Below are 19881 nucleotides of genomic sequence, written 5' to 3'. Positions count from 1 at the left end.
TTAGTGATACTTAATTTAATTCTGGTTTTAGTACTATTTAATTGTTAAGGAATAAATAATGATGTATTTTTAATTATTCAAATGTAAAATTAAATTCCCAAAATGGACAGACTTGTTCTATTTAAAAAAAACGATTTAGACATTTTATTACATAAAAGACCTAATGAATCCAAATTTGGAGAACATATACAATTACTTTCCAATTCTACCCATATATACGAATCTTTAACAAATTTGGACGTTGATTACGTTATAATTGGGATTCCTGAAGATATTGGCGTGTTTGCCAACTATGGAAAACGAGGTACAGCAAGAGCTTGGGAAGTTACTCTAAAGGTGTTGTTGAACATCCAGAGCAACGCATTTACCCATCCAAATAAGGTGCTTATTTTAGGCCATTTAGACTTCTCAAAAGAGATGAAAAAGGTGGATAATTACGATGCCACAGATAACAATGACATTGTCAAAGCACGAAAACTGACTGAGAAAATTGACCGACATGTGACCGACTTAATCTATCAAATTGTAAAGTCGGGAAAAATACCAATTGTGATTGGGGGCGGACATAACAATGCCTACGGAAATTTAAAAGGTGCATCTCTAGCATTTAAAAAACCGATTAATGTGGTAAATTTTGATGCACACTCAGATTTTAGAAGTGAGGAAGGCAGGCATAGTGGCAATGGCTTTAGTTATGCGTATGCCGAAGGGTTTTTAAGAAACTATTTCATTTTTGGATTGCATGAAAATTATACTTCAGACCACATTTTCAAAACTTTGGACAAGTTTAAAGCCTTAAAATACAATACCTTTGAAGCACTCATCATCCGAAAAGACAAAAAATTCAAGGACGAACTGGAGCGTGCTTCAAAACATGTATCGGATAAGCCTTTTGGAATAGAAGTAGACTGTGATGCGATTAAATACATTCCCAGTAGCGCAATATCACCTAGTGGTTTTAGCATAAAAAAAGCGAGGGCCTTTGTGAGTTATTTTGGAAAGCAGCGCAATGCCACTTATTTACATATTTGTGAAGCCGCTCCAACTGCAGAAACTGAAACCCTTGTTGGAAAGCTCATCACCTATTTAATAACGGATTTTATGAGAGCCAATCAATCCAATTATGAAAAAAAATAAACACTATCGGATCGATTTATGGTTGTTCATAGGAAGTATTACGGTAATGCTTTATATATTATTGATGAATCTCATGTTTGTAAAAAACTGGAGTAATGATTCGTTTAAGGCCTTAATGGAATGGATTACTATTCCTATTTTTTTTATTGGAACCTTCATTCCTTTAATTGTTATTTTTAGGTTCCTTACAAAAAAGACTGATAGCAACCCTTTGGCCATACTCACCTTGTTATTTTCATTGTTGACCGCGTTTCTGATTGGTTATACCACGTTGGTGTGATCATCTTCAGCTAATTTAACTCAGATCATAATTACATGTAGTAAAAACATAATTCGCTAAGCTTTTAGACGAGAAACAGTACGCATAAAAAATCTCCAGGCACTAGACTGGAGATTTTTATTTGTTCAAAATTCGATAATTCTATCATCAAATTGTTTATGCAACCACACTCAATTTCTCGTCAACTTGAGCGGTAGTTGTTTTAACTTCAAACTGATTGGAGGTGTTTTTTTCTCCGTCAGCCTTTAAGGCCTTATCACCGGCGAAAAATGATTTGTGATCATCTCCAAGATTTGAACCCGCCATGCGTTGATGCTTTACACAAGCAACGCCTTTACGTATTTCCTGTCTTTGGACTTCTCTTACATAGGTCAACATGCCCTCTTCACCAAAATAACCTTGTGTGAGGTCATTCATATGAAGCGCCGTCGTATGATAGGTTGGTAATGTGATCAAATGATGAAAAATGCCTGCTTCTCTGGCGCTATCCATTTGGAAGGTTTTGATTTTCTGATCGGCACGAAAGCATAATTCTGAGGCATCATATTGGGCATCCATTAAATTATTTCTGTCATAAGCCGTCATGTTTTCTCCTTCGGCAAGCATTTCTTCATAAGCTTGATTTCGGAAATTTAAGGTCCAGTTAAAAGATGGCGAATTGTTATAAACCAATTTCGCATTGGGTATTACCTCCTTAATCCTGTTGACCATATGTGCAATTTGTTTCACATTTGGCGTTGGTGTTTCAATCCATAACAAGTCTGCACCATTTTGAAGACTGGTGACACAATCCAACACCACCCGATCAATATTAGAGCCCTCTTTAAATTGATATAAGCCATTTGGCAATCTCACAGGGCGTACCAATTTACCATCTCTTTTAAGCAGCACATCATCTTCCTTAGCTTCTTTAATGTCGATTTCTTCAGCTTCCACAAAAGCTAAATATTGCGATGCCAAATCTCCGGGTTCATTGCTTACTGGTAACTTTTGGGTAAGACTTGCCCCTTCAGAATCGGTACGCGCTACAATTATCCCATCATCCACTCCCAATTCTAAAAAGGCATATCTAATGGCATTCAGTTTTGCGATAAAATCTTCATGAGGCACGGTTACTTTTCCATCTTGATGGCCACATTGTTTGGCATCAGAAACCTGATTTTCAATTTGGATGGCACAGGCCCCAGCTTCAACCATTTTCTTAGTCAACAAATAGGTGGCCTCTTCATTCCCAAAACCGGCATCAATATCTGCTATGATTGGAACGATATGGGTTTCAAAATTATCAATTTGAGCTTGGACATCCTCACCATTTTCAAGTCGTCTAAACAAATCATTTAATTCTATGGCATCTGCTTGACGCAAGAAATCATAAATTTCACTTATTAAAGAGGGCACAGCCGTTTTTTCGTGCATGGATTGATCTGGCAATGGACCAAATTCTGAACGCAATGCGGCCACCATCCAACCTGATAGATAAAGATATTTTTTATGGGTTGTTTTATGATGTTTTTTAACCGCAATCATTTTCTGCTGAGCCACAAACCCATGCCAGCATCCTAGGGATTGTGTGTAATTGGATGCATCGGCATCATATTCAGCCATGTCTTTTCTCATGATGGCGGCGGTATATTTAGCGATATCCAATCCCGTTTTAAATCGATTTTGTGCAACCATTCTAGCTGCGCTTTCAGGATTTATTGCATCCCAAGTAGTTCCGTATTTTGCTTTAAGACTTCTAACGGTGTCCAAGGCAGAACTATAATTACTTTGTGCTAAATTTTTCATAATTTTGTGTTTGATTATTAAGGTTTTTATAGATTTTGATAATTAAGTCTCGTACACTATTCCCGTAGTTGCGAGACATTTTTTTTAAATATATTGATAGGCTGGTAAGGTTAAAAATTCTTCGAAATCGGCATTGGTTACCAATTTGTTGAATAATTCTATCGCTAAATTGAATTTTGTGTTTTTGATGTTTTCCTCTCCAAATTCTTTGACGAGTTTTTCAACTTCATCTTGAAAAATAGTATCGTAAAGTGCTCTTGAAAACGTTTGTCCATCTTCCAAAACCACTTCATTCTTCAGCCATTGCCATAACTGCGTTCTTGAGATTTCGGCGGTTGCTGCATCCTCCATCAGATTATAAAGCGCCACTGCACCATGACCTCTCAACCAAGCTTCAGTATATAAAAGTCCAATATTGATGTTTTTTCTAATCCCTTGTTCGGTGATGGTGCCTATTGGAAGTTCTACCAAATCTTCTTTTGTAATAGTAACATCATCTCTTGTTACATGAAACTGATTGGCTGTTGGCATGTGCCTGTCAAATTCGTCCATCGCCACTTTAACCAAATCTGGATGTGCCACCCAAGTGCCATCATGTCCATTTTTAACTTCTCTTTCTTTATCAACCCTAACCTTTTCCAAGGCTGCCTTGTTGGCCTCTGGATTGTTCTTGATTGGAATTTGGGCTGCCATTCCACCAATGGCATGAATGCCTCGTTTATGGCAACATTGGATGACCAGTTTTGAATAAGCAGCCATAAATGGTGAGGTCATGGTCACTTGATCACGGTTTGGGACCACAAAATTGTCATGATTTCTGAATTTCTTGATGTAGGAAAAAATATAATCCCAACGTCCGCAATTCAATCCAACAATATGATCTTTTAGTTCATAGATAATTTCGTCCAATTGAAAACTAGCCGTTATAGTTTCTATTAACACAGTAGCTTTAAATGTCCCTTTTGGAACTTCTAAATACGCTTGTGCAAATTCGAAAACGTCATTCCACCATCTAGCCTCTGTATAATGCTCCAATTTTGGCAAATAAAAATAAGGAGCAGTATTATTCTCTAACAAGGTTTTAGTATTATGAAAAACATACAGTCCAAAGTCAACTAAACTCCCTGAAGCCTCTTCCTTATTGATTAGGATATGGCGTTCATTAAGATGCAAACCTCTTGGACGCACTAATAAAACGGCAAGATCTGCATTCAATTTATAGAACTTATCCCGTTTGACATCGTGAAGCGAAATGGTTCTTTTGTTAGCATCAATAAGGTTCTGTTGTCCTTCAATAGCATTTTTCCAAGTTGGTGCATTACTGTCCTCCAAGTCTGCCATAAACGTTTTAGCTCCAGAATTTAGGGCGTTAATTACCATCTTTCTGTCAACAGGACCTGTAATTTCTACACGTCTATCCAATAAATCATTCGGAATTGCTCCTGCCACCCAGTCCCCTTCTCTGATACTTTTAGTTTCTGCTGGGAAATCTGGAAAAGCGCCTTTATCGAATTGTTGCTGCTGTTCTTCTCTAGATTTTAATAATCCTAGACGATCCTGATTAAATTTTTCGTGTAATGCCGACAAAAATTCTAATGCTTCATCCGTTAAGATTTCCGGATAGTAATTTTTTACATCTTTCGAAAATTGAAGTTTCGGTAAGCTTAAAATGTTGTTTTCCATAATGTTGTTATTTTGATAGTACAATGATAGAAATAACTTTTTAAAAAAACAAGCGAACGTTCGCTAAATAATTTTATTCGCTAAAAATTGATATTCGCAAAAAACGATTATATTTGTTCTTATGGAAGAAGACTATATCAAACTCATTTTTGGACTAAAGCTAAAGCAGATAAGGACTGAAAGGAACCTTTCTCTCTTTGGACTATCCAAATTATCAGGACTATCAAAGTCCTATTTAAACGAAATTGAAAAGGGAAAAAAATATCCAAAACCCGATAAAATTGCCATTCTTTCAGAAAAGTTAGAAGTGCCTTACGATCAAATGGTCTCTTTAAAGCTTGACAAAAACCTCGCTCCTATTGGTGATATTTTAAAGTCAAAAATTTTAAAGGAAATTCCATTGGATCTCTTTGGAATACAAGAAAGTACGCTCATCGATATCGTCTCCAATGCACCAGCAAAGGTCAATGCCTTTATAAGTACGATCATTGAAATTGCGCAGAATTATAATTTTAGTCGGGAAAGTTTTTATTTAGCTTCTGTACGATCCTTTCAGCAGGCCAATCATAATTATTTTGAAGAAATTGAACAGGCCGTTTTAAAGTTTGCTGAAGCCTACCAAATTGATTTGGAAAAACCAATTGATTCCAGCGAATTAAAGGAAATTCTCATTGAGGAATACGGCTATTCATTTAATGAAACTGAATTGGACAAACATCAATCTTTAGACACCTTACGCTCCGTTTTTGTTCCAAAAACGAAGACACTTTTGCTCGCCAACCAAATGGATGATGCACAACGCACGTTTATATATGCAAAAGAAATTGCCTATAATTATTTACAGTATAAAGAACGTCTTTACACCTTTTCCTGGATCAAATTCGAAAATTTTGACCAAGTTCTGAATAATTTTTATGCCTCTTATTTTGCAGGCGCCCTTCTTTTACCTAAAGCAACAATTACAGCACAATTATCCACGTTATTTGAAAAAGAAACATTTGATGAAGCCCTACTTTTAAAAATTATCGATGGTTTTAACGCATCTCCAGAATCCTTTTACCAACGCTTGACCAATGTGCTTCCCAAAGAATTCAATCTTCAGGATTTGTTTTTTTTACGCTTTACACATCGTGCAGGCAGTGAACGATTTCATCTCAAGAAAGAATTGCATTTGGCACACCAACATTCGCCGCGCGCCAATGAAACGAATGAGCATTATTGCCGACGTTGGGTTTCCTTAAAAGTTCTAAAAACCATTAGTAACACAAAAGAAGATCATGTCTTTGATTTGCAGATTTCAAACTATCCTGATGATGGGATGCAATACCTGGTATTATCCTCCGCAACAAAGGATCCTTTTAGAGAGCATCACTACAGAAGTATCAGCATTGGTTTATTAATGAACAAACAATTGCAACGGAAACTCGCTTTCCTAAAAGATCCAAAAATAAAGTCGCAAGATGTTGGGGTGACCTGCGAGCGCTGTGCCATTGCCGATTGTAAAGTAAGACAAGCGCCACCAATACTACTGGAACGAAAAAACAAAAACAAGCAGACTGAAATGGTTGTTGCAGATTTACAGAAGCGATTTGGATAGATAAAAAAACCTTTCAGATTCTTGGAGACTGAGCTTTTCAAAGACAAAATCTGAAAACTCTAATTTTCTAATTGCGGAATGACTATTGTTGAATCAATTTCCCACCGATTTCAAAGAATCAATCCGACTTTGTAATCTGTTAATCTCAACGTCATTGGCGTTAACTTTTGGTATGGCATTAATAGAATCCATTTCCCTTTGCATCATGTCCAAATCAGATGTGTTTTTGACTTCATCATAAAAATAACCAATACCTTCACTGGCTCTCCAAGCTTCATTTAATTGATCGTAAACGGTTTTATCCCATTGACTAGGGTGTTTCACATCAATCCAGATAACATCGCGATATTCGCTATCAATCAGGGCCAAATCGGGAGTTGCAGAACCATCAAACTTTTTCGAGTCTTCTTTTACAGCAGAGACAGTACCTAAAAAGAACATGCGTCTCCTACCTGCAATATCTTTAATATAAGGTCTAAACTCAACAGGTTTATTAACCGACCAATCATATTCTTTACGTGATTCAATCATTTTTAATGGCATTGCAGAAACTCCTGCATATCCTTGTTTTTTGCCAGCATGATCATAATAGAACAATTTGTCGGTACCATCTGCCGGAACAAAGACGCTGTAAGCTAAACTAGTGCGTTCTTCCCCAATGGGCTCCAATCCGAACCAATGGTACAAGCCGCTGTAGGTTTTGGTATCCACATCACTAAAATTGAAATCGGTCACAAAAGGCTGTTCATTTTGATCATCTGGCATATCTGGAATTTTTACGGCAGTTTGCATTTTCCATGGTAACGGATCCGTAAATCCGCCCAAAAATTTTAACGATTCTGCTTGCAACCGTGATACCTTTTCTGACAACGTATTCTGCTTGGTCAAAAATGGATGGTTTTTCATTTGTTCAGCACTGATGTAGGTACCTTTTCCAATCAAAACACGTTCTACATAATCATTAAAATCGTGTTTTCCACTGTCAATAACCATCACGCCACCAAATGTAGGATATGGGAAAAAGAAACCTTTCCATTTGATCAAACTTACCACTTCTACCCAATCTCCAGAATCGTTTTTCATATAAAACGTATCACTAGGTTCCATAGTAAACAACTGAAAAATATTGAAACGTTGCACCACAGCATTGTAGGTATTGCGACTGAATTTCAAGGATTCTCCAATAGAAAAAGTTACAGGAATCCGATTTTCACTGGAAAACCTTGGAAATGGTGACGTACTGGAAACCGAGAATATCTCTTCGGTATTCTCGCTGATTTGCTGCATGGTGTATTTTTCTGAAGGCTGAATGGCCATGGTCCATTTGTTTTCGCCATCTACCCTCACTAAATGGGGCAAAGACACATCTTTGGTCTCCCCAACCGATTCATTGGCCATAGAAAAAATATTTCGTAAGGGCTGAATGCGTTCGTTTTGGGTCAGTGGCAACTCATTAATCTCCACTTTATTTAAGTCTTTAAAAACATTGTAAGTTTTCATGTAATCGTACATCTTAAAATGCCAACCAACAACATAAAGCACACCAAAAAACAAAATTAAAAGTGCTAAAACACCTATGCGACGCCCAACCCCAACGGAGTTTCTAAAACTTCGCAACCCAAAAAACAATACCAAACCAATCACTAAAATTATAAAAAAGAATTTTCTTATAAACAATAGAAACGGTTGGTAATCATCACGAAGGAAAAACAATAGTAATAGTAAAACCAAAGCGCCGATAATAGTGATGGTTTTTTGTCTGCTTCCTCTATTCCAATAGTTCTTTATCATTTTTTTCTGTTGTCTGTTGTCTGTTGTCTGTTGTCTGTTGTCTGTTGTCAAAATAAAAATAAAATTTCACTCCCTAGTCCTCAATCAAAAATCGTCAATCTTCAATCGAGAATTCTAATTTTACATTAGTCCTTTATCCTTCAATCGTTCTCTAGCACTCTTTTTTGGTAATTCAGGATCTTCTTCAATTTCTTTTTTCGCTTCTTCTACGACTTTTGGATCTCTAGATCTGATATCTTGAACAAAATCCCTTCCCTGGTCAATAACATTGTCAAATTTCTCTTCAAAGGACTCACTATGTTCATCAATGACCTTTTCCGATTTTAAAATAAATCCGCCAATATAAGTCCCTAAAAGTGTGCCTACTATACTCGAAGCAAACACTGAAATAGTCGCAATATCGATTGGAATCAAAAAGCGCGCAATTAAAATTCCCACAAGAAAAATCATAGAAATGAACACCAAACGTAAAATAAATTTTTGCTGGTATAGAAACCCTGTAGGATCCATTGGTGACATTTGAAGTTTTTTGGAATACATCATTTTATTGAAAAAACGAAACAATCCGTTACCAGTAGATTCGCGCCAGTAAAGCAGGATTCCAAATAGTATTGAGCCGATGAAAACGATAATTTCTAAGGTCATAATTAAAAGTTTGAAGCTTGAAGCATGGAGCTTTAAGTAAAGGATTTATATTTATTTATAATTGTAAGTAATTGAAGACAAGAGTTTTGATTTTAATTCTCCATACCTCATTTCTAATTTATTCTATTTCTGAAAGCAATCGTCATATTCATTAAATCAAAACAGGCCTTATAATATTTTAAGAAACTATCATCAGTCATATAATTTCTTCTATTGGCTTTGTGTAAACAGGTCACCACTTCAGCAATTGATCGAATTGCATAGCCTAAAAACTTTCTATATTCTGCATCAGACTGTAGAATAGAACCTTCTGAAATATTTAATGCGACTGAGTCGGCTGCTCTTCTAATTTGTGACGACAAATTATACAACTCTTCTTTAGGAAACTTATAAGCCAATTGATTCATATCTTCACCTAAATCCATTGCTCTTTGCCAAATCAATAAATTTTCAAATTTAAACTGCATGCTTTTTTAATCATAAAGATATAAAACTTCATGCTTCGTGCTTTCAACTTCTTACTTTATATATTGTTACGAATCGTTCCAATTACCCAATCTTTCAATGAATCATCCCAATCTTTATAATTTTTATAAAATTGTTCTTTGTCGTACCAATACATGAACAACACATCTAAAGACGAGATATTAACCAGCAATTTCCAAATTAAATCTTGATGTTTTGCATTTAAGGACGAATGTGGTTGATGTAAGGCCTCAAAAAGCTCAACATCAACAATATCTGCCAATTTATGCTGATTGTTGACTTCCATTTTTTCGAGGTACAATTCAACACTCATTACTTTTTTTCGATTTTCAATGGACAGTTTGTTCAAATATCCTTTAAACAATACCTTATCATCTAAAATATCTTTTATAGGATGTTGGGGTTCCTTCAATAATTGAGAAAACATAAATTTTTTAATACGTTCATAACGTGGAGTTTTCACAACGGCGTCTAAATCATATTCAATAATCAAATGATCTCGTAGTTTATCCATCAATTCTGGTTGTGAAATGTGATAGATCAGTACGTCATGTGAGGTGTCCTTTATGGCTTCTTTGTGCCATTTTTCATCTTCGAAAACAACAATTGGCGTTATAAAATCACGTAAAACAAAAACTCCGTTAAACGCACGGGTGTAAAAAGAATCCGTTGAGAAATACAACTCATGAAGCTCTAAATTTCGATGTCTTAGGTCGCCGTAGGTCTTTGCCGAATCCAACAGTTGCTGATGTAAATTTTCATCAATAAAATTGTTCCCTTGCTTAAATGTATCAACCAGCTGAAACTGTAGCTTTTGAACTTTGTCCAAATCGTTGATCAGTTTAAAGCTAATGGAAATATCCTTATATTTTAATACATCCAATGGTTCATAAAATGCATCTATATATTGGTCAAAATCCACACAAATGGCACAATCTCTTGTAATATCATTGATTCTATCACCATGATTGCGAAAAATATGTTGCATCATATCTCTATCAAAAGTATGAAAAGGAACATATACTGGTTTCCCTTTTTGAAGAGGCGTGATGATAATCGCATTTGGATTGGCCTCTCCATTATTAAGATAGTGGATTTCCTTTTTCTCTTCAGCAATCTCAGGGCTCCACCCTAATCCGTCAATTGAAAAACTGGTGAGCTTTGTTACAGTCAGACCTAATTTTTTTAGGCACTGATTGTAACGCTCTACCAATTTCCCGCTAATGGGGATGAGATCGTTTCTAAATAAATGCGCTGCTTTTAGTTTTTCCATATTATTTCCCATGAAAGTGGGAATCTCTTTTTGTTTCCCGCCTTCGCTTCGCTGCGGACGGGCAGGCTTGTTTCTTGTTTCTTGTTTCTTGTTTCTTGTTTCTAAAGAAAAACAATTCTTAATTCTTAATTCTTAATTCTTAATTCTTAATTCTTAATTAAACTATTTATCTGAGCATATTGCAACAGAATAATCGTTTTCGCATCTAAAATCTCTCCAGATTCCATCATTTTTAAGGCTTTCGAAAAAGGTATTTCCATCACTTCAATTTCTTCATGTTCGCTTGCCAATCCTCCGCCTTCACTGACTTTCATATCCTCTGAATAGCGCGCAACAAATAAATACATCTTTTCAGTTAAGGCGCCAGGAGACATATAAGTTTCCATTATCTTTTTAACCTCTTTAACCTTATATCCTACTTCCTCTTCCACTTCTCTAATTATAGTAGATTCTGGTAAATCATTATCATCTATAGCCCCAGCGCAGACTTCAATAGACATACCTTCATCTTTGTTGGTATGGTAAATTGGCATCCTGAATTGTTTTGTTAAAATAATCGTCCCTTTTTCTACATTATATAATAAAATTCCGGTGCCATGTCCGCGATCATAACTTTCTCTAGAAACACGTTTCCAGGTGCCATCTTTGAACTGGTAATCATAATTGATTTCCAACAAAGTAGCCCAAGCTTTGGAAAGTGTTTTAAAGGTGATGTTTTTTATGTTGTCTAACATTGTCTTGTCTGTTGTCTGTTGTCTGTTGTCTGTTGTCTGTTGTCTAAAATCCTAAAAAATTACCATATCATCATTAATTGTCAAACTTTCTTCGCGCTTCCATTTCTATATTGAGTTGGTTGACTCTCGAATCGACCTGTCGTTTGAAATCAGTATCTGCAATAGTGGCAACATTATCCAAATAACGGACAACTTCCTGACGTCTTATTTCAGAAAAGTTAAGCCCTTTCATATTAGAACGCATGAGTTCTTGCAACATATTAAACTTTGTTTCGTATGCTTGTTTAAAATACACCTCAGGATTTTCGAACCATGAAGTTTCCAAATCAAAATCGGTTAAACGCAATGAAATAGCCGATTGGATATTCCGAACATCCCTTGAAGAGAAGAAAGGAAAAACCTTTTGCATTTCTTTGTAGAGATTGGCGTAAAACTGGTGTTCATTGGTTTGATACTGCTTTTCAACCTTATCATAAACAGCATGCACGCGTTCTTCTGAAGGTTTATCGACAGATTTCAAAATTTCACCCATATTTTTGGCCAAGCCCTGATCTTGAAGATAGTTATAATTGTTTGGATCTTTCATGTTTATGAAATCTGGCATCGTTTTTTGCAACTTACGCCACCATAAATGATCTTGATCCAAAAAATCGTTTTCAGTGCGTGCGCCATCAATTTTAAAACGTCCCTGTACACGAGAAATCACTGCCTTGTCCAGCATTTCCGGCAAATTAGTAAATAATCCGATGGAACTATTACCATAATTTACGGCATAAGCACCTTCCGTATATCTCAAAAACACCCCAATAACCTCTTTAACACCTGCAGAAACCCCTTGGGCAGTCCGTTCTTGCAGATTGTTTTCAGCATCATCAATAGGTGCAAAAATCAATTTTGAAGGATCTTGCATGGGTTTCATCCATTCCACCATTTTCTCGGCAGAACCTCCTTGAAATGTTGAAATCAAGGTGTCGGGCATAGGATGAAATAAAAACGGAATTTCCAAATGGTCACAATGCTCTTTTAATTTTGTAGCAATGGCGGCAATAAGCATACTTTTTCCCGTTCCTGGGATACCGTAGCCCATAAAAACGGGCATAAATCCGCCCAATTCCTGAAACGGATTCTTCTTTGCCGTAACATCATAGCTCAACATGCGCTCCGTTAAACGGCGTGCAAAATGTTTGGCGTCTTTGTTTCCAACGATCTGCTCAAACTTAATTTTGTTGAATTCTATACTTTTTGCAGCACCGGCAAAGACGTTGTTCCATCCTGAAATTGCAAATTCGGAATGCTCCAATTTGTAAGTCCTGTCCACAATGGTTTCCTGATGCTCCAAAGTTGATTTTCTCATTTGGATTTCATCAATCAATGCTTCAAAGAAAACCACAGTGAAATCGGCCACATCCTTATCACTTTTAATAATATCGGGATGTCCCAAATATTTGTCATAATAAAATAAGGTACAAGCCACACCTTTTAAAGGCGATAAAAACGAAACTTCAGGAATGCCTGCGAATTTCTGCTTCATAACGCTCAAATCGTCGGAAGCATAGGGCTTTAGATTGTGTAAAATATTATAGGCGGCTGAAAACAACATAAATGCTGTTGCAGTATGCATTTTGCTTTCGTATTCTCTTTTGCCCATGCTGTCCAATGAAGCTTTACGCTCATTTAAACTGGATAATCCCGAAGCATTATAATAACTATCCTTGATCCAGATGCCTAATGTCAACCCTTCCTGAACGGCATATAAGGTTTGGTTAAGCAAAACTGGAATAGCGATGGAATCTGGAAGCAACCGCTTTTTAAGCTCTAAAATTGTTTTGGACACCGATGTGGTCTCTGCCATATTAGAGCCGTTATTGGCTCTTGACAAATAAAGAAGAATAGAATCGTCCTTTGCGTCCTTATCTTTATTTTTGGCACGTTGTCCTTGCTCCCATTGAATACTTTTAAGATACGAAGCCGCCTCATCGCGAAGCATATGGAGTTCATTTTGTTTTATGGGAAATGTTGAGTTTTGTTGCATTGGTTGATTTATGATTTATCTATTGAATTTAGCCACGAACCTGCCCGTCCGTTCAGGCGGGTACACGAATATTTAAATTTTATAATCTCTATAAATTCTCATCCTTTCAAAGGAGGAGTGGATTCATCCCAAGATAAGGGGATGAAGACGAGGTGGTTGATTCAAACCCTTCCGTCTTAAATTCCACTACGGAAACTTAATCCACCTTCCCTTAAAAAGGGAAGGAATTTTTCTTTGCTTATTTAAAAAAAACTTCCAATTCTTCACAATTAAAAATCTTGATTTTTGATTCTATAAGCGCAGCGGTCTTTATTCTATTTTAAACTTTACTTATTTTCAAATCCGCAATCTGAATTGGTGGTTTTGCCAACCTATTCATGATTTCCGGTGTTTTACTGTACAATAACTGAATGATGCGATGTGGCGCCAATACATAACTTTTATGAATGGGTTCGTTCCATTTTTGCAAGGTTTGTTTTGAGAAATAGCCGCCTTCACTAAATTCGCTGCCTGAGAATACTTCGTCAACACTTAAGGAAAGTGCATAAGATTCCAATGGCACCACTTTATCTGCAATACTTTTTAAAATAGTATGGGTAATCTGGTTTTCATCTTTGGCAAATACATTGTGGAAAGGCCCTAAATCAATGCGTTTGATGTGTTTTGGTTTGATATCCTTTAATTTTCTATCAATTCCATAAGCCATAACATCCAAGTTCATGTCTCGGTCTGCCGTATTTTTCAAAACCTCATAGATTTGTTCTTTGATACTTTCAACATTCGGTCCTTCAAAATCAAAGTACATATAACAGACAAAAGGTCGGTTACAACCAACATCAAAAAAGCTCCAACTGGTCATAAATTCGGCGCCTGAATCTTCAGGCGCTTTTATGATTTTACCTTGTACAAAGCGATTAAAGATAAATTTTTGCTCAACGGAAGTATAATAAACAATGGAAGCTGCTTGAAACAATCTGCTTTTTTTAATAGGCTCCTTTTTTCTCAGTAAGGTATCTAAAAACTCTTCCTGTAACTCACTCACATCTTTGAGCTTATTGACATAATTTTCCCGTAAGGACAAATCATTGAACAAATAGCGGAATTCCAAATAATTTGGAAAACCAGATTCGGTCAAATCGACTTTCATGTTTTCTTCCTCGTCATACATATACTTGACCCGCATGGCTTCAATGGAATACAACAGCAAATCAGCGTACTGTTTAAAGAAAATGATTTCTTGAGTGGAACACAGTTGTTCACGCTGCGCACTCACTATTAATTCCTTCAGCGCAAAATCGACCATTTTATGATAAAATACATACTGCTCTTTGGAGTCGAGGTATGCAGAATCTAATGGCGTTACTATGTGATTAATGGACACTTTTTATAATTAAAAATTAATAATGAAAAATTATGAATGATTCGTAATGTAGCTTTTTTTTAAATTCGCGTTAAGGGTTGCAGCGGCATCCTTTTTTCTTTTTCAGAAAAAAGATACAGCGGAAAACCTGACCACGCTTTTCGCGTGGGAACGCCATGAACAAAAAACCGATCTTTTGTTTCATGAGATTCCCACTTTCGTGGGAATTTATTAAGACAATAAATCGTCACTATTGGTTTCTCGTTTTGGTGCGGCGGCAGGTTTTCCTGCGTCGTCATTTCCTGAAGGCTTAGTGGCGTCAGCTTTATAATAATCTTCAAAAATTTCTTTCATGTCAATACCGTAACGCTCCGCAAAATTCTTTTGGATATCGGCATCTTTCGTACGGATTTCCTGTAAAGCCTCAGCATAACTACTGTAAACACCTTGCATCACTTTTTCGTGAACTGGAATGTTTTCCATCATTTCCTGACGTGCTTTGGCACTTGCAGTGTGCATTGATGCTAAAGTTTCACCAATATGCTCATCTGTTTTAACTCCCAAATGCTCTAAAATAGCAGCAAATTCTTGATCTGTTCGTGCTTTTAAAGCCACTACATAGCCGTCATAATATTTAAGACGCTCTTCAGTATCACTTTTTAGTTTTGCGCGATGCGTTTGTAAGTTGCTTCGCAAAGACGTCAATACTTTAATGGTCAGGTTGTGCTTATGCACAAAACTATCTTTACTAGCCGACAATGTGGTATAGGCATTTTTAAGGCCTTCCAACTCTTCTACTTTTTGTTCTAAGGTGGTAACTTTCCCTACGGCCTGTGCATAATCAGCCGATTGTTTATCGACAATTTCGTCCAATTCCTGACGTGCCTGTCTTAACAATGCATAATTCTCATCGAGTTTCCCTTCTACTTCTTTCTTCTTTTCTAAAGCACGGGTATGGTTTTTTGTGGCCTCAACAATGGCCACCTGAAGCTTATCTTCAACCTCCCTGATTTCAACTTCCCTATTTTTTAGTCGGGTTACAGCGGCTTGACTTTTATAAGACAATTCACTTAAAAGCGTTTGCACATCGGCACTTTCAATACGCTCTTGAAACATGGCCTTAGCTCTATTATCTGCACCTGACCTGAATTTTTCAGCTTCCTTAAACTCCTGTTCTTCTTTTTGGATTCTACTTTTGCGTCCCCAAAGGTTATTCCACCAAGTATCCGGTTTATTGCGCGCATCTTCCAATTCTATCCGAGCACGTTCTAACGCTTTCTGGGCATCATCAATAATGCGTTGCTCATCAGGATTGAGAGAAGAGAATTTTTCAAAGATAATTCCCACTTCGTCCTGATAATCAGTAAGATCCTTGATGGCATCTAAAAGCGTTGTTCTATCTTTCTCTGCCATATGCACCACATCATCAAGCGTGGCATTCAGGATTTTTTGACGGGACTGCGGATCGTCTTCTTGCGCTAATTTAGATTTCATGGTATCAATGGCTTTCCCCCAATTGACATCCACTTTTCCTGTTTTTTCGTTAGAATTGGTTTCTAATAAATCAAAATCATCAGACATATCGTATATGGTTTAAATGTGATCAATAAAATTTAATGAGTAGCAATTTCGTTAAAAATTATCAGTTTCAAAATTATTACTCCTTATATTATTTGTAGGATATTTTCTTAATTTGTTACATACATTCTCAATATGTTTGAAAGTTAGTATCTTTAAGGAACTTAAATTCATAAAAATGAAATCCAAATTCCTCATTGCATCAATTTTTGCACTTACCATATTAAATTGTAAAAACACAACTGAGAAAGCTGTTAATCTAGCTTCTGAGGTTGCAAATGAACTTCATGAGACCACGAGTCCTGAAGACATCACGATCATTCCAATTGAGCATGCCACAATGATCTTAGCCTATAACGATACCGTTATTTACGTTGATCCTGTAGGAGGTGCAACAAATTTTGAAAATCAAGAACCAGCAGATTATATGTTAATAACCGATATTCATGGCGACCATTTAGACATCGAAACCCTAAAAAATATGGTATTGGATTCTACGACTCTTATAGTTCCTCAAGCTGTGAAAGAAAAGTTGCCCGCACCCAAAGTAAAGGAACTGATTGTGATGAAAAATGGTGATTTAAAGGATCTTGGCGTGTTTTCTATTGAAGCGGTTCCTATGTATAATCTAAGGGAAAAGGCCTTAAAGTTTCACGAAAAAGGAAGAGGAAATGGCTATGTTTTAACGCTGGGAAATCAAAGAGTCTACATCTCTGGAGATACAGAAGATATTCCTGAAATGAGAACTCTTAAAAATATTGATATTGCCTTTGTTTGCATGAACCTGCCTTATACGATGACCGTAGAAAGTGCGGCGAGTGCTGTATTGGAGTTTAAACCAAAAAAAGTGTATCCTTACCATTATAGAGGTACAGATGGAATGAGTGATATAAAGAAATTTAAAACACTTGTGTCTAAAGAAAATTCAGACATTGAAGTTATTCAGTTGGATTGGTATAAATAAACACATTTATTAGAAAACAAGGCTTTATTAACACGATTTTTTCATAACTTTTTTAATATGACATAGTTACTCCAGAATTTAAAAGTGTATATTTGATTCGCAATCCAGATTTAATTCTATTGAGTCATGAATCCTTTTCATTATAAAATACCTTTAGTTGCTTCAGTGAGCACTGAACAACTGACCGTAGTGTTACTCATTACTGCTGGAGTCTTCTTGTTTTTTATTGCTTTAGCCATAATTAAAATGTATAAACTGAAAGCTGAGAATAAACGCTTGACTGAAAGTGACGCGTTTAAAGCAGAAGTAGATGAAAGCTATAAGGATTTTACGGATGGGCATTTATATGACAACAAATAACTGGCCAATGATTGCCATTACTATTGAACTTTCCAACACTTAAGATTTGAATAAATTGGTGAGCATTTTAGCGAATGCTGTCGTCCTGTTCGTTTTATTGGGACTGAACATGTATAAAGTCTATAAGCTTAAGGCCGAAATAAAATCAATTAGAAATAGCAAATAACATTGTACTTAATTAAGAATATAAAAAATGCCGCTCCTTGAGCGGCATTTTTTATAGTGAACCCCAAAACTGAATAGCCAAACGCATTTAGTTTTGATGGTTGAACTAATCCCGCTTTTTAGCGGGATCTAAGGTTCAAAATCTCGAAAACCTCGAAGCTTGCTTCGGAAAGTAAAAAAGGTTTTCCGTTGAATACCTTGTGGGCTTGCCCAAGCATTTTTATTAACGTACTAATTTTTTGTACTTAAGTCGTTTGGGTGTTAAATCGCCACCAAGACGTTTCTTCTTATTTTCTTCATATTCACTAAAGCTACCTTCGAAGAAGTAAACTTCTGAGTTTCCTTCAAATGCTAGAATATGCGTACAGATTCTATCTAAAAACCATCTGTCGTGACTAATGACCACGGCACAACCTGCAAAATTTTCAAGACCTTCTTCCAATGCTCTTAGAGTATTCACATCTAAGTCGTTAGTTGGCTCATCTAAAAGAAGCACGTTACCTTCTTCCCTCAGTGTCATGGCCAAATGCAAACGGTTACGTTCACCACCAGAGAGCAATTTCACTTTCTTATTCTGCTCACTTCCTGAGAAATTAAATCGGCTCAGGTAAGCTCTAGAATTTACTTGCTTTCCTCCCATCATCACCAATTCCTGTTCATCACTGAAGTTCTGCCATATGGATTTTTCAGGATCAATATTGGAATGTTTTTGATCTACATATGCCAATTTTGCGGTGTCACCCACTTTAAATTCGCCTTTATCTGGAGTTTCCTCGCCCATAATCATTCTGAAAATGGTGGTTTTACCAGCACCGTTCGGTCCAATAACTCCTACAATTCCTGCTTGTGGCAAATTGAAATTCAGGTTTTCATAAAGTAATTTATCCTCATAACCCTTGCTGACACCAACGGCTTCAATAACATTGGTCCCTAAACGCGGACCATTAGGGATATAGATTTCTAATTTTTCGTCAAGTTGTTTTTGATCTTGACTCATCAATTTATCGTAATTGTTCAGCCGCGCTTTTTGCTTGGTCTGACGTCCTTTGGCACCTTGTCGCACCCATTCCAACTCACGTTCCAATGTTTTTTGACGTTTGGAAGCTGTTTTACTTTCCTGTGCCATTCGAGTCGATTTCTGATCCAGCCAAGACGAATAATTTCCTTTCCACGGAATCCCTTCCCCTCTATCAAGTTCCAAAATCCAACCAGCAACATTATCTAAGAAATACCTATCATGCGTTACTGCTATAATTGTTCCTTTATATTGCGATAAATGATGCTCTAACCAATGCACTGATTCGGCATCTAAATGGTTGGTTGGCTCATCCAATAACAACACATCCGGTTCTTGTAATAGGAGACGGCATAACGCTACACGACGACGCTCTCCTCCAGATAGGACGCCAATTTTCTTATCGCCATCCGGAGTTCTTAAGGCGTCCATGGCAATTTCTAATTTGGTATCTAGCTCCCAAGCGTTGGAGGCATCAATCTTATCCTGTAATTCTGCTTGACGGTTCATCAATTTTTCCATTTTGTCGGCATCAGAATAAACTTCCTCCAGACCAAACATGTCGTTGATTTTGTTGTATTCATCCAAAATAGCTACAGTTTCTGCAGCCCCTTCACGCACCACTTCGATAACCGTCTTTTCGTCATCCAATTGTGGCTCCTGTTCCAAAAAACCCACGGAGTAATCCTGAAGAAATGTAACGTCACCTTGATAGTTTTTATCCAGGCCAGCAATAATTTTTAATAGTGTGGATTTCCCGGAACCATTAAGTCCCAAGATCCCGATTTTAGCTCCGTAGAAGAAGCTTAAATGAATGTTTTTCAAAACCGGTGTATCAGCTCCTTTGAAAGTTTTAGTAAGACCTCTCATCGAGAAGATTACTTTTTTATCATCGCTCATTTTTAAAATAAGTTAGTTGTTATTAATAAAATAGTTCACCAAAGTCTGATTACAGATTATATTCTGTATAATTAAAACCCAAATGACATAAAC

16 protein-coding genes are annotated in these 19881 nt (G+C 36.6%); 5 read left to right on the top strand and 11 right to left on the bottom strand.

Annotation, left to right across the window (positions count from 1 at the left end; all coding sequences use genetic code 11):
• Nucleotides 1-102: 102 nt before the first annotated feature.
• Nucleotides 103-1137: a formimidoylglutamase gene (locus tag G525_RS0115030; RefSeq protein ID WP_027126897.1), complete on the top strand. Its 1035-nt coding sequence runs from the start codon at nucleotides 103-105 to the stop codon at nucleotides 1135-1137.
• Entirely contained in the window at nucleotides 1124-1417 is a 294-nt protein-coding gene (locus G525_RS0115025) for a hypothetical protein (protein ID WP_027126896.1), read from the top strand. Before G525_RS0115030 ends, G525_RS0115025 begins: the two co-directional genes overlap by 14 nt.
• Nucleotides 1418-1573: 156 nt before the next feature.
• Here the strand turns inward: G525_RS0115025 and G525_RS0115020 are convergent, their stop codons facing one another.
• Both G525_RS0115020 and aceB read right to left on the bottom strand, forming a co-directional pair.
• Nucleotides 1574-3205 (bottom strand): isocitrate lyase, encoded by a 1632-nt coding sequence (locus G525_RS0115020; protein ID WP_027126895.1) that lies wholly within the window; start codon nucleotides 3203-3205, stop codon nucleotides 1574-1576.
• 84 nt (nucleotides 3206-3289) lie between these two features.
• On the bottom strand, nucleotides 3290-4888 hold the full coding sequence (aceB, locus tag G525_RS0115015; RefSeq protein ID WP_027126894.1) for a malate synthase A: 1599 nt from the start codon (nucleotides 4886-4888) through the stop codon (nucleotides 3290-3292).
• A gap of 121 nt (nucleotides 4889-5009) precedes the next feature.
• On the opposite strand from aceB, the gene G525_RS0115010 reads away from it, so the two are divergent.
• Nucleotides 5010-6485, top strand: coding sequence for a helix-turn-helix domain-containing protein (locus tag G525_RS0115010; RefSeq protein WP_027126893.1), 1476 nt, complete (start codon nucleotides 5010-5012; stop codon nucleotides 6483-6485).
• A 93-nt stretch (nucleotides 6486-6578) separates the two neighbouring features.
• On the opposite strand, the gene G525_RS0115005 is transcribed toward G525_RS0115010, so the two are convergent.
• From G525_RS0115005 to G525_RS0114970, 8 genes are all read right to left on the bottom strand, one after another.
• Nucleotides 6579-8276 (bottom strand): hypothetical protein, encoded by a 1698-nt coding sequence (locus G525_RS0115005; RefSeq protein ID WP_027126892.1) that lies wholly within the window; start codon nucleotides 8274-8276, stop codon nucleotides 6579-6581.
• A 120-nt stretch (nucleotides 8277-8396) separates the two neighbouring features.
• Entirely contained in the window at nucleotides 8397-8921 is a 525-nt protein-coding gene (locus G525_RS0115000) for a hypothetical protein (protein WP_027126891.1), read from the bottom strand.
• Nucleotides 8922-9034: 113 nt separating this feature from the next.
• Nucleotides 9035-9388, bottom strand: coding sequence for a four helix bundle protein (locus tag G525_RS21130; protein WP_035479817.1), 354 nt, complete (start codon nucleotides 9386-9388; stop codon nucleotides 9035-9037).
• Nucleotides 9389-9444: 56 nt separating this feature from the next.
• Nucleotides 9445-10680 (bottom strand): DUF6638 family protein, encoded by a 1236-nt coding sequence (locus G525_RS0114990; protein WP_027126890.1) that lies wholly within the window; start codon nucleotides 10678-10680, stop codon nucleotides 9445-9447.
• Between the two features lie 146 nt (nucleotides 10681-10826).
• Nucleotides 10827-11414: an NUDIX domain-containing protein gene (locus G525_RS0114985; RefSeq protein ID WP_027126889.1), complete on the bottom strand. Its 588-nt coding sequence runs from the start codon at nucleotides 11412-11414 to the stop codon at nucleotides 10827-10829.
• A 73-nt stretch (nucleotides 11415-11487) separates the two neighbouring features.
• Entirely contained in the window at nucleotides 11488-13446 is a 1959-nt protein-coding gene (locus G525_RS0114980; RefSeq protein ID WP_027126888.1) for an AAA family ATPase, read from the bottom strand.
• A 319-nt stretch (nucleotides 13447-13765) separates the two neighbouring features.
• Complete coding sequence (locus G525_RS0114975; RefSeq protein ID WP_027126887.1) at nucleotides 13766-14827, bottom strand: hypothetical protein; 1062 nt, start codon at nucleotides 14825-14827, stop codon at nucleotides 13766-13768.
• A 210-nt stretch (nucleotides 14828-15037) separates the two neighbouring features.
• Nucleotides 15038-16387 carry a coiled-coil domain-containing protein gene (locus tag G525_RS0114970; protein WP_027126886.1) on the bottom strand — a complete coding sequence of 450 codons (1350 nt, stop codon included), beginning with the start codon at nucleotides 16385-16387 and terminating at the stop codon, nucleotides 15038-15040.
• A gap of 175 nt (nucleotides 16388-16562) precedes the next feature.
• Here G525_RS0114970 and G525_RS0114965 point away from each other — a divergent pair, with 175 nt between their 5' ends.
• Together G525_RS0114965 and G525_RS0114960 are read left to right on the top strand one after the other, a co-directional pair.
• Nucleotides 16563-17348, top strand: coding sequence for an MBL fold metallo-hydrolase (locus tag G525_RS0114965; RefSeq protein WP_027126885.1), 786 nt, complete (start codon nucleotides 16563-16565; stop codon nucleotides 17346-17348).
• Nucleotides 17349-17474: 126 nt separating this feature from the next.
• On the top strand, nucleotides 17475-17708 hold the full coding sequence (locus G525_RS0114960; protein ID WP_035479815.1) for a hypothetical protein: 234 nt from the start codon (nucleotides 17475-17477) through the stop codon (nucleotides 17706-17708).
• 388 nt (nucleotides 17709-18096) lie between these two features.
• Here G525_RS0114960 and ettA read toward each other — a convergent pair whose 3' ends face one another.
• A complete protein-coding gene (ettA, locus tag G525_RS0114955) occupies nucleotides 18097-19788 on the bottom strand; it encodes an energy-dependent translational throttle protein EttA (RefSeq protein WP_027126883.1) in 1692 nt (563 codons plus the stop codon).
• Nucleotides 19789-19881 lie beyond the last annotated feature (93 nt).

Origin of the sequence: Gelidibacter mesophilus DSM 14095 (assembly GCF_000423005.1) — a bacterium.
Taxonomy (GTDB): Bacteria; Bacteroidota; Bacteroidia; order Flavobacteriales; family Flavobacteriaceae; genus Gelidibacter; species Gelidibacter mesophilus.
Note: the sequence above shows the minus strand (reverse complement) of the source record. Positions and strands in the feature narration are given on the sequence as shown.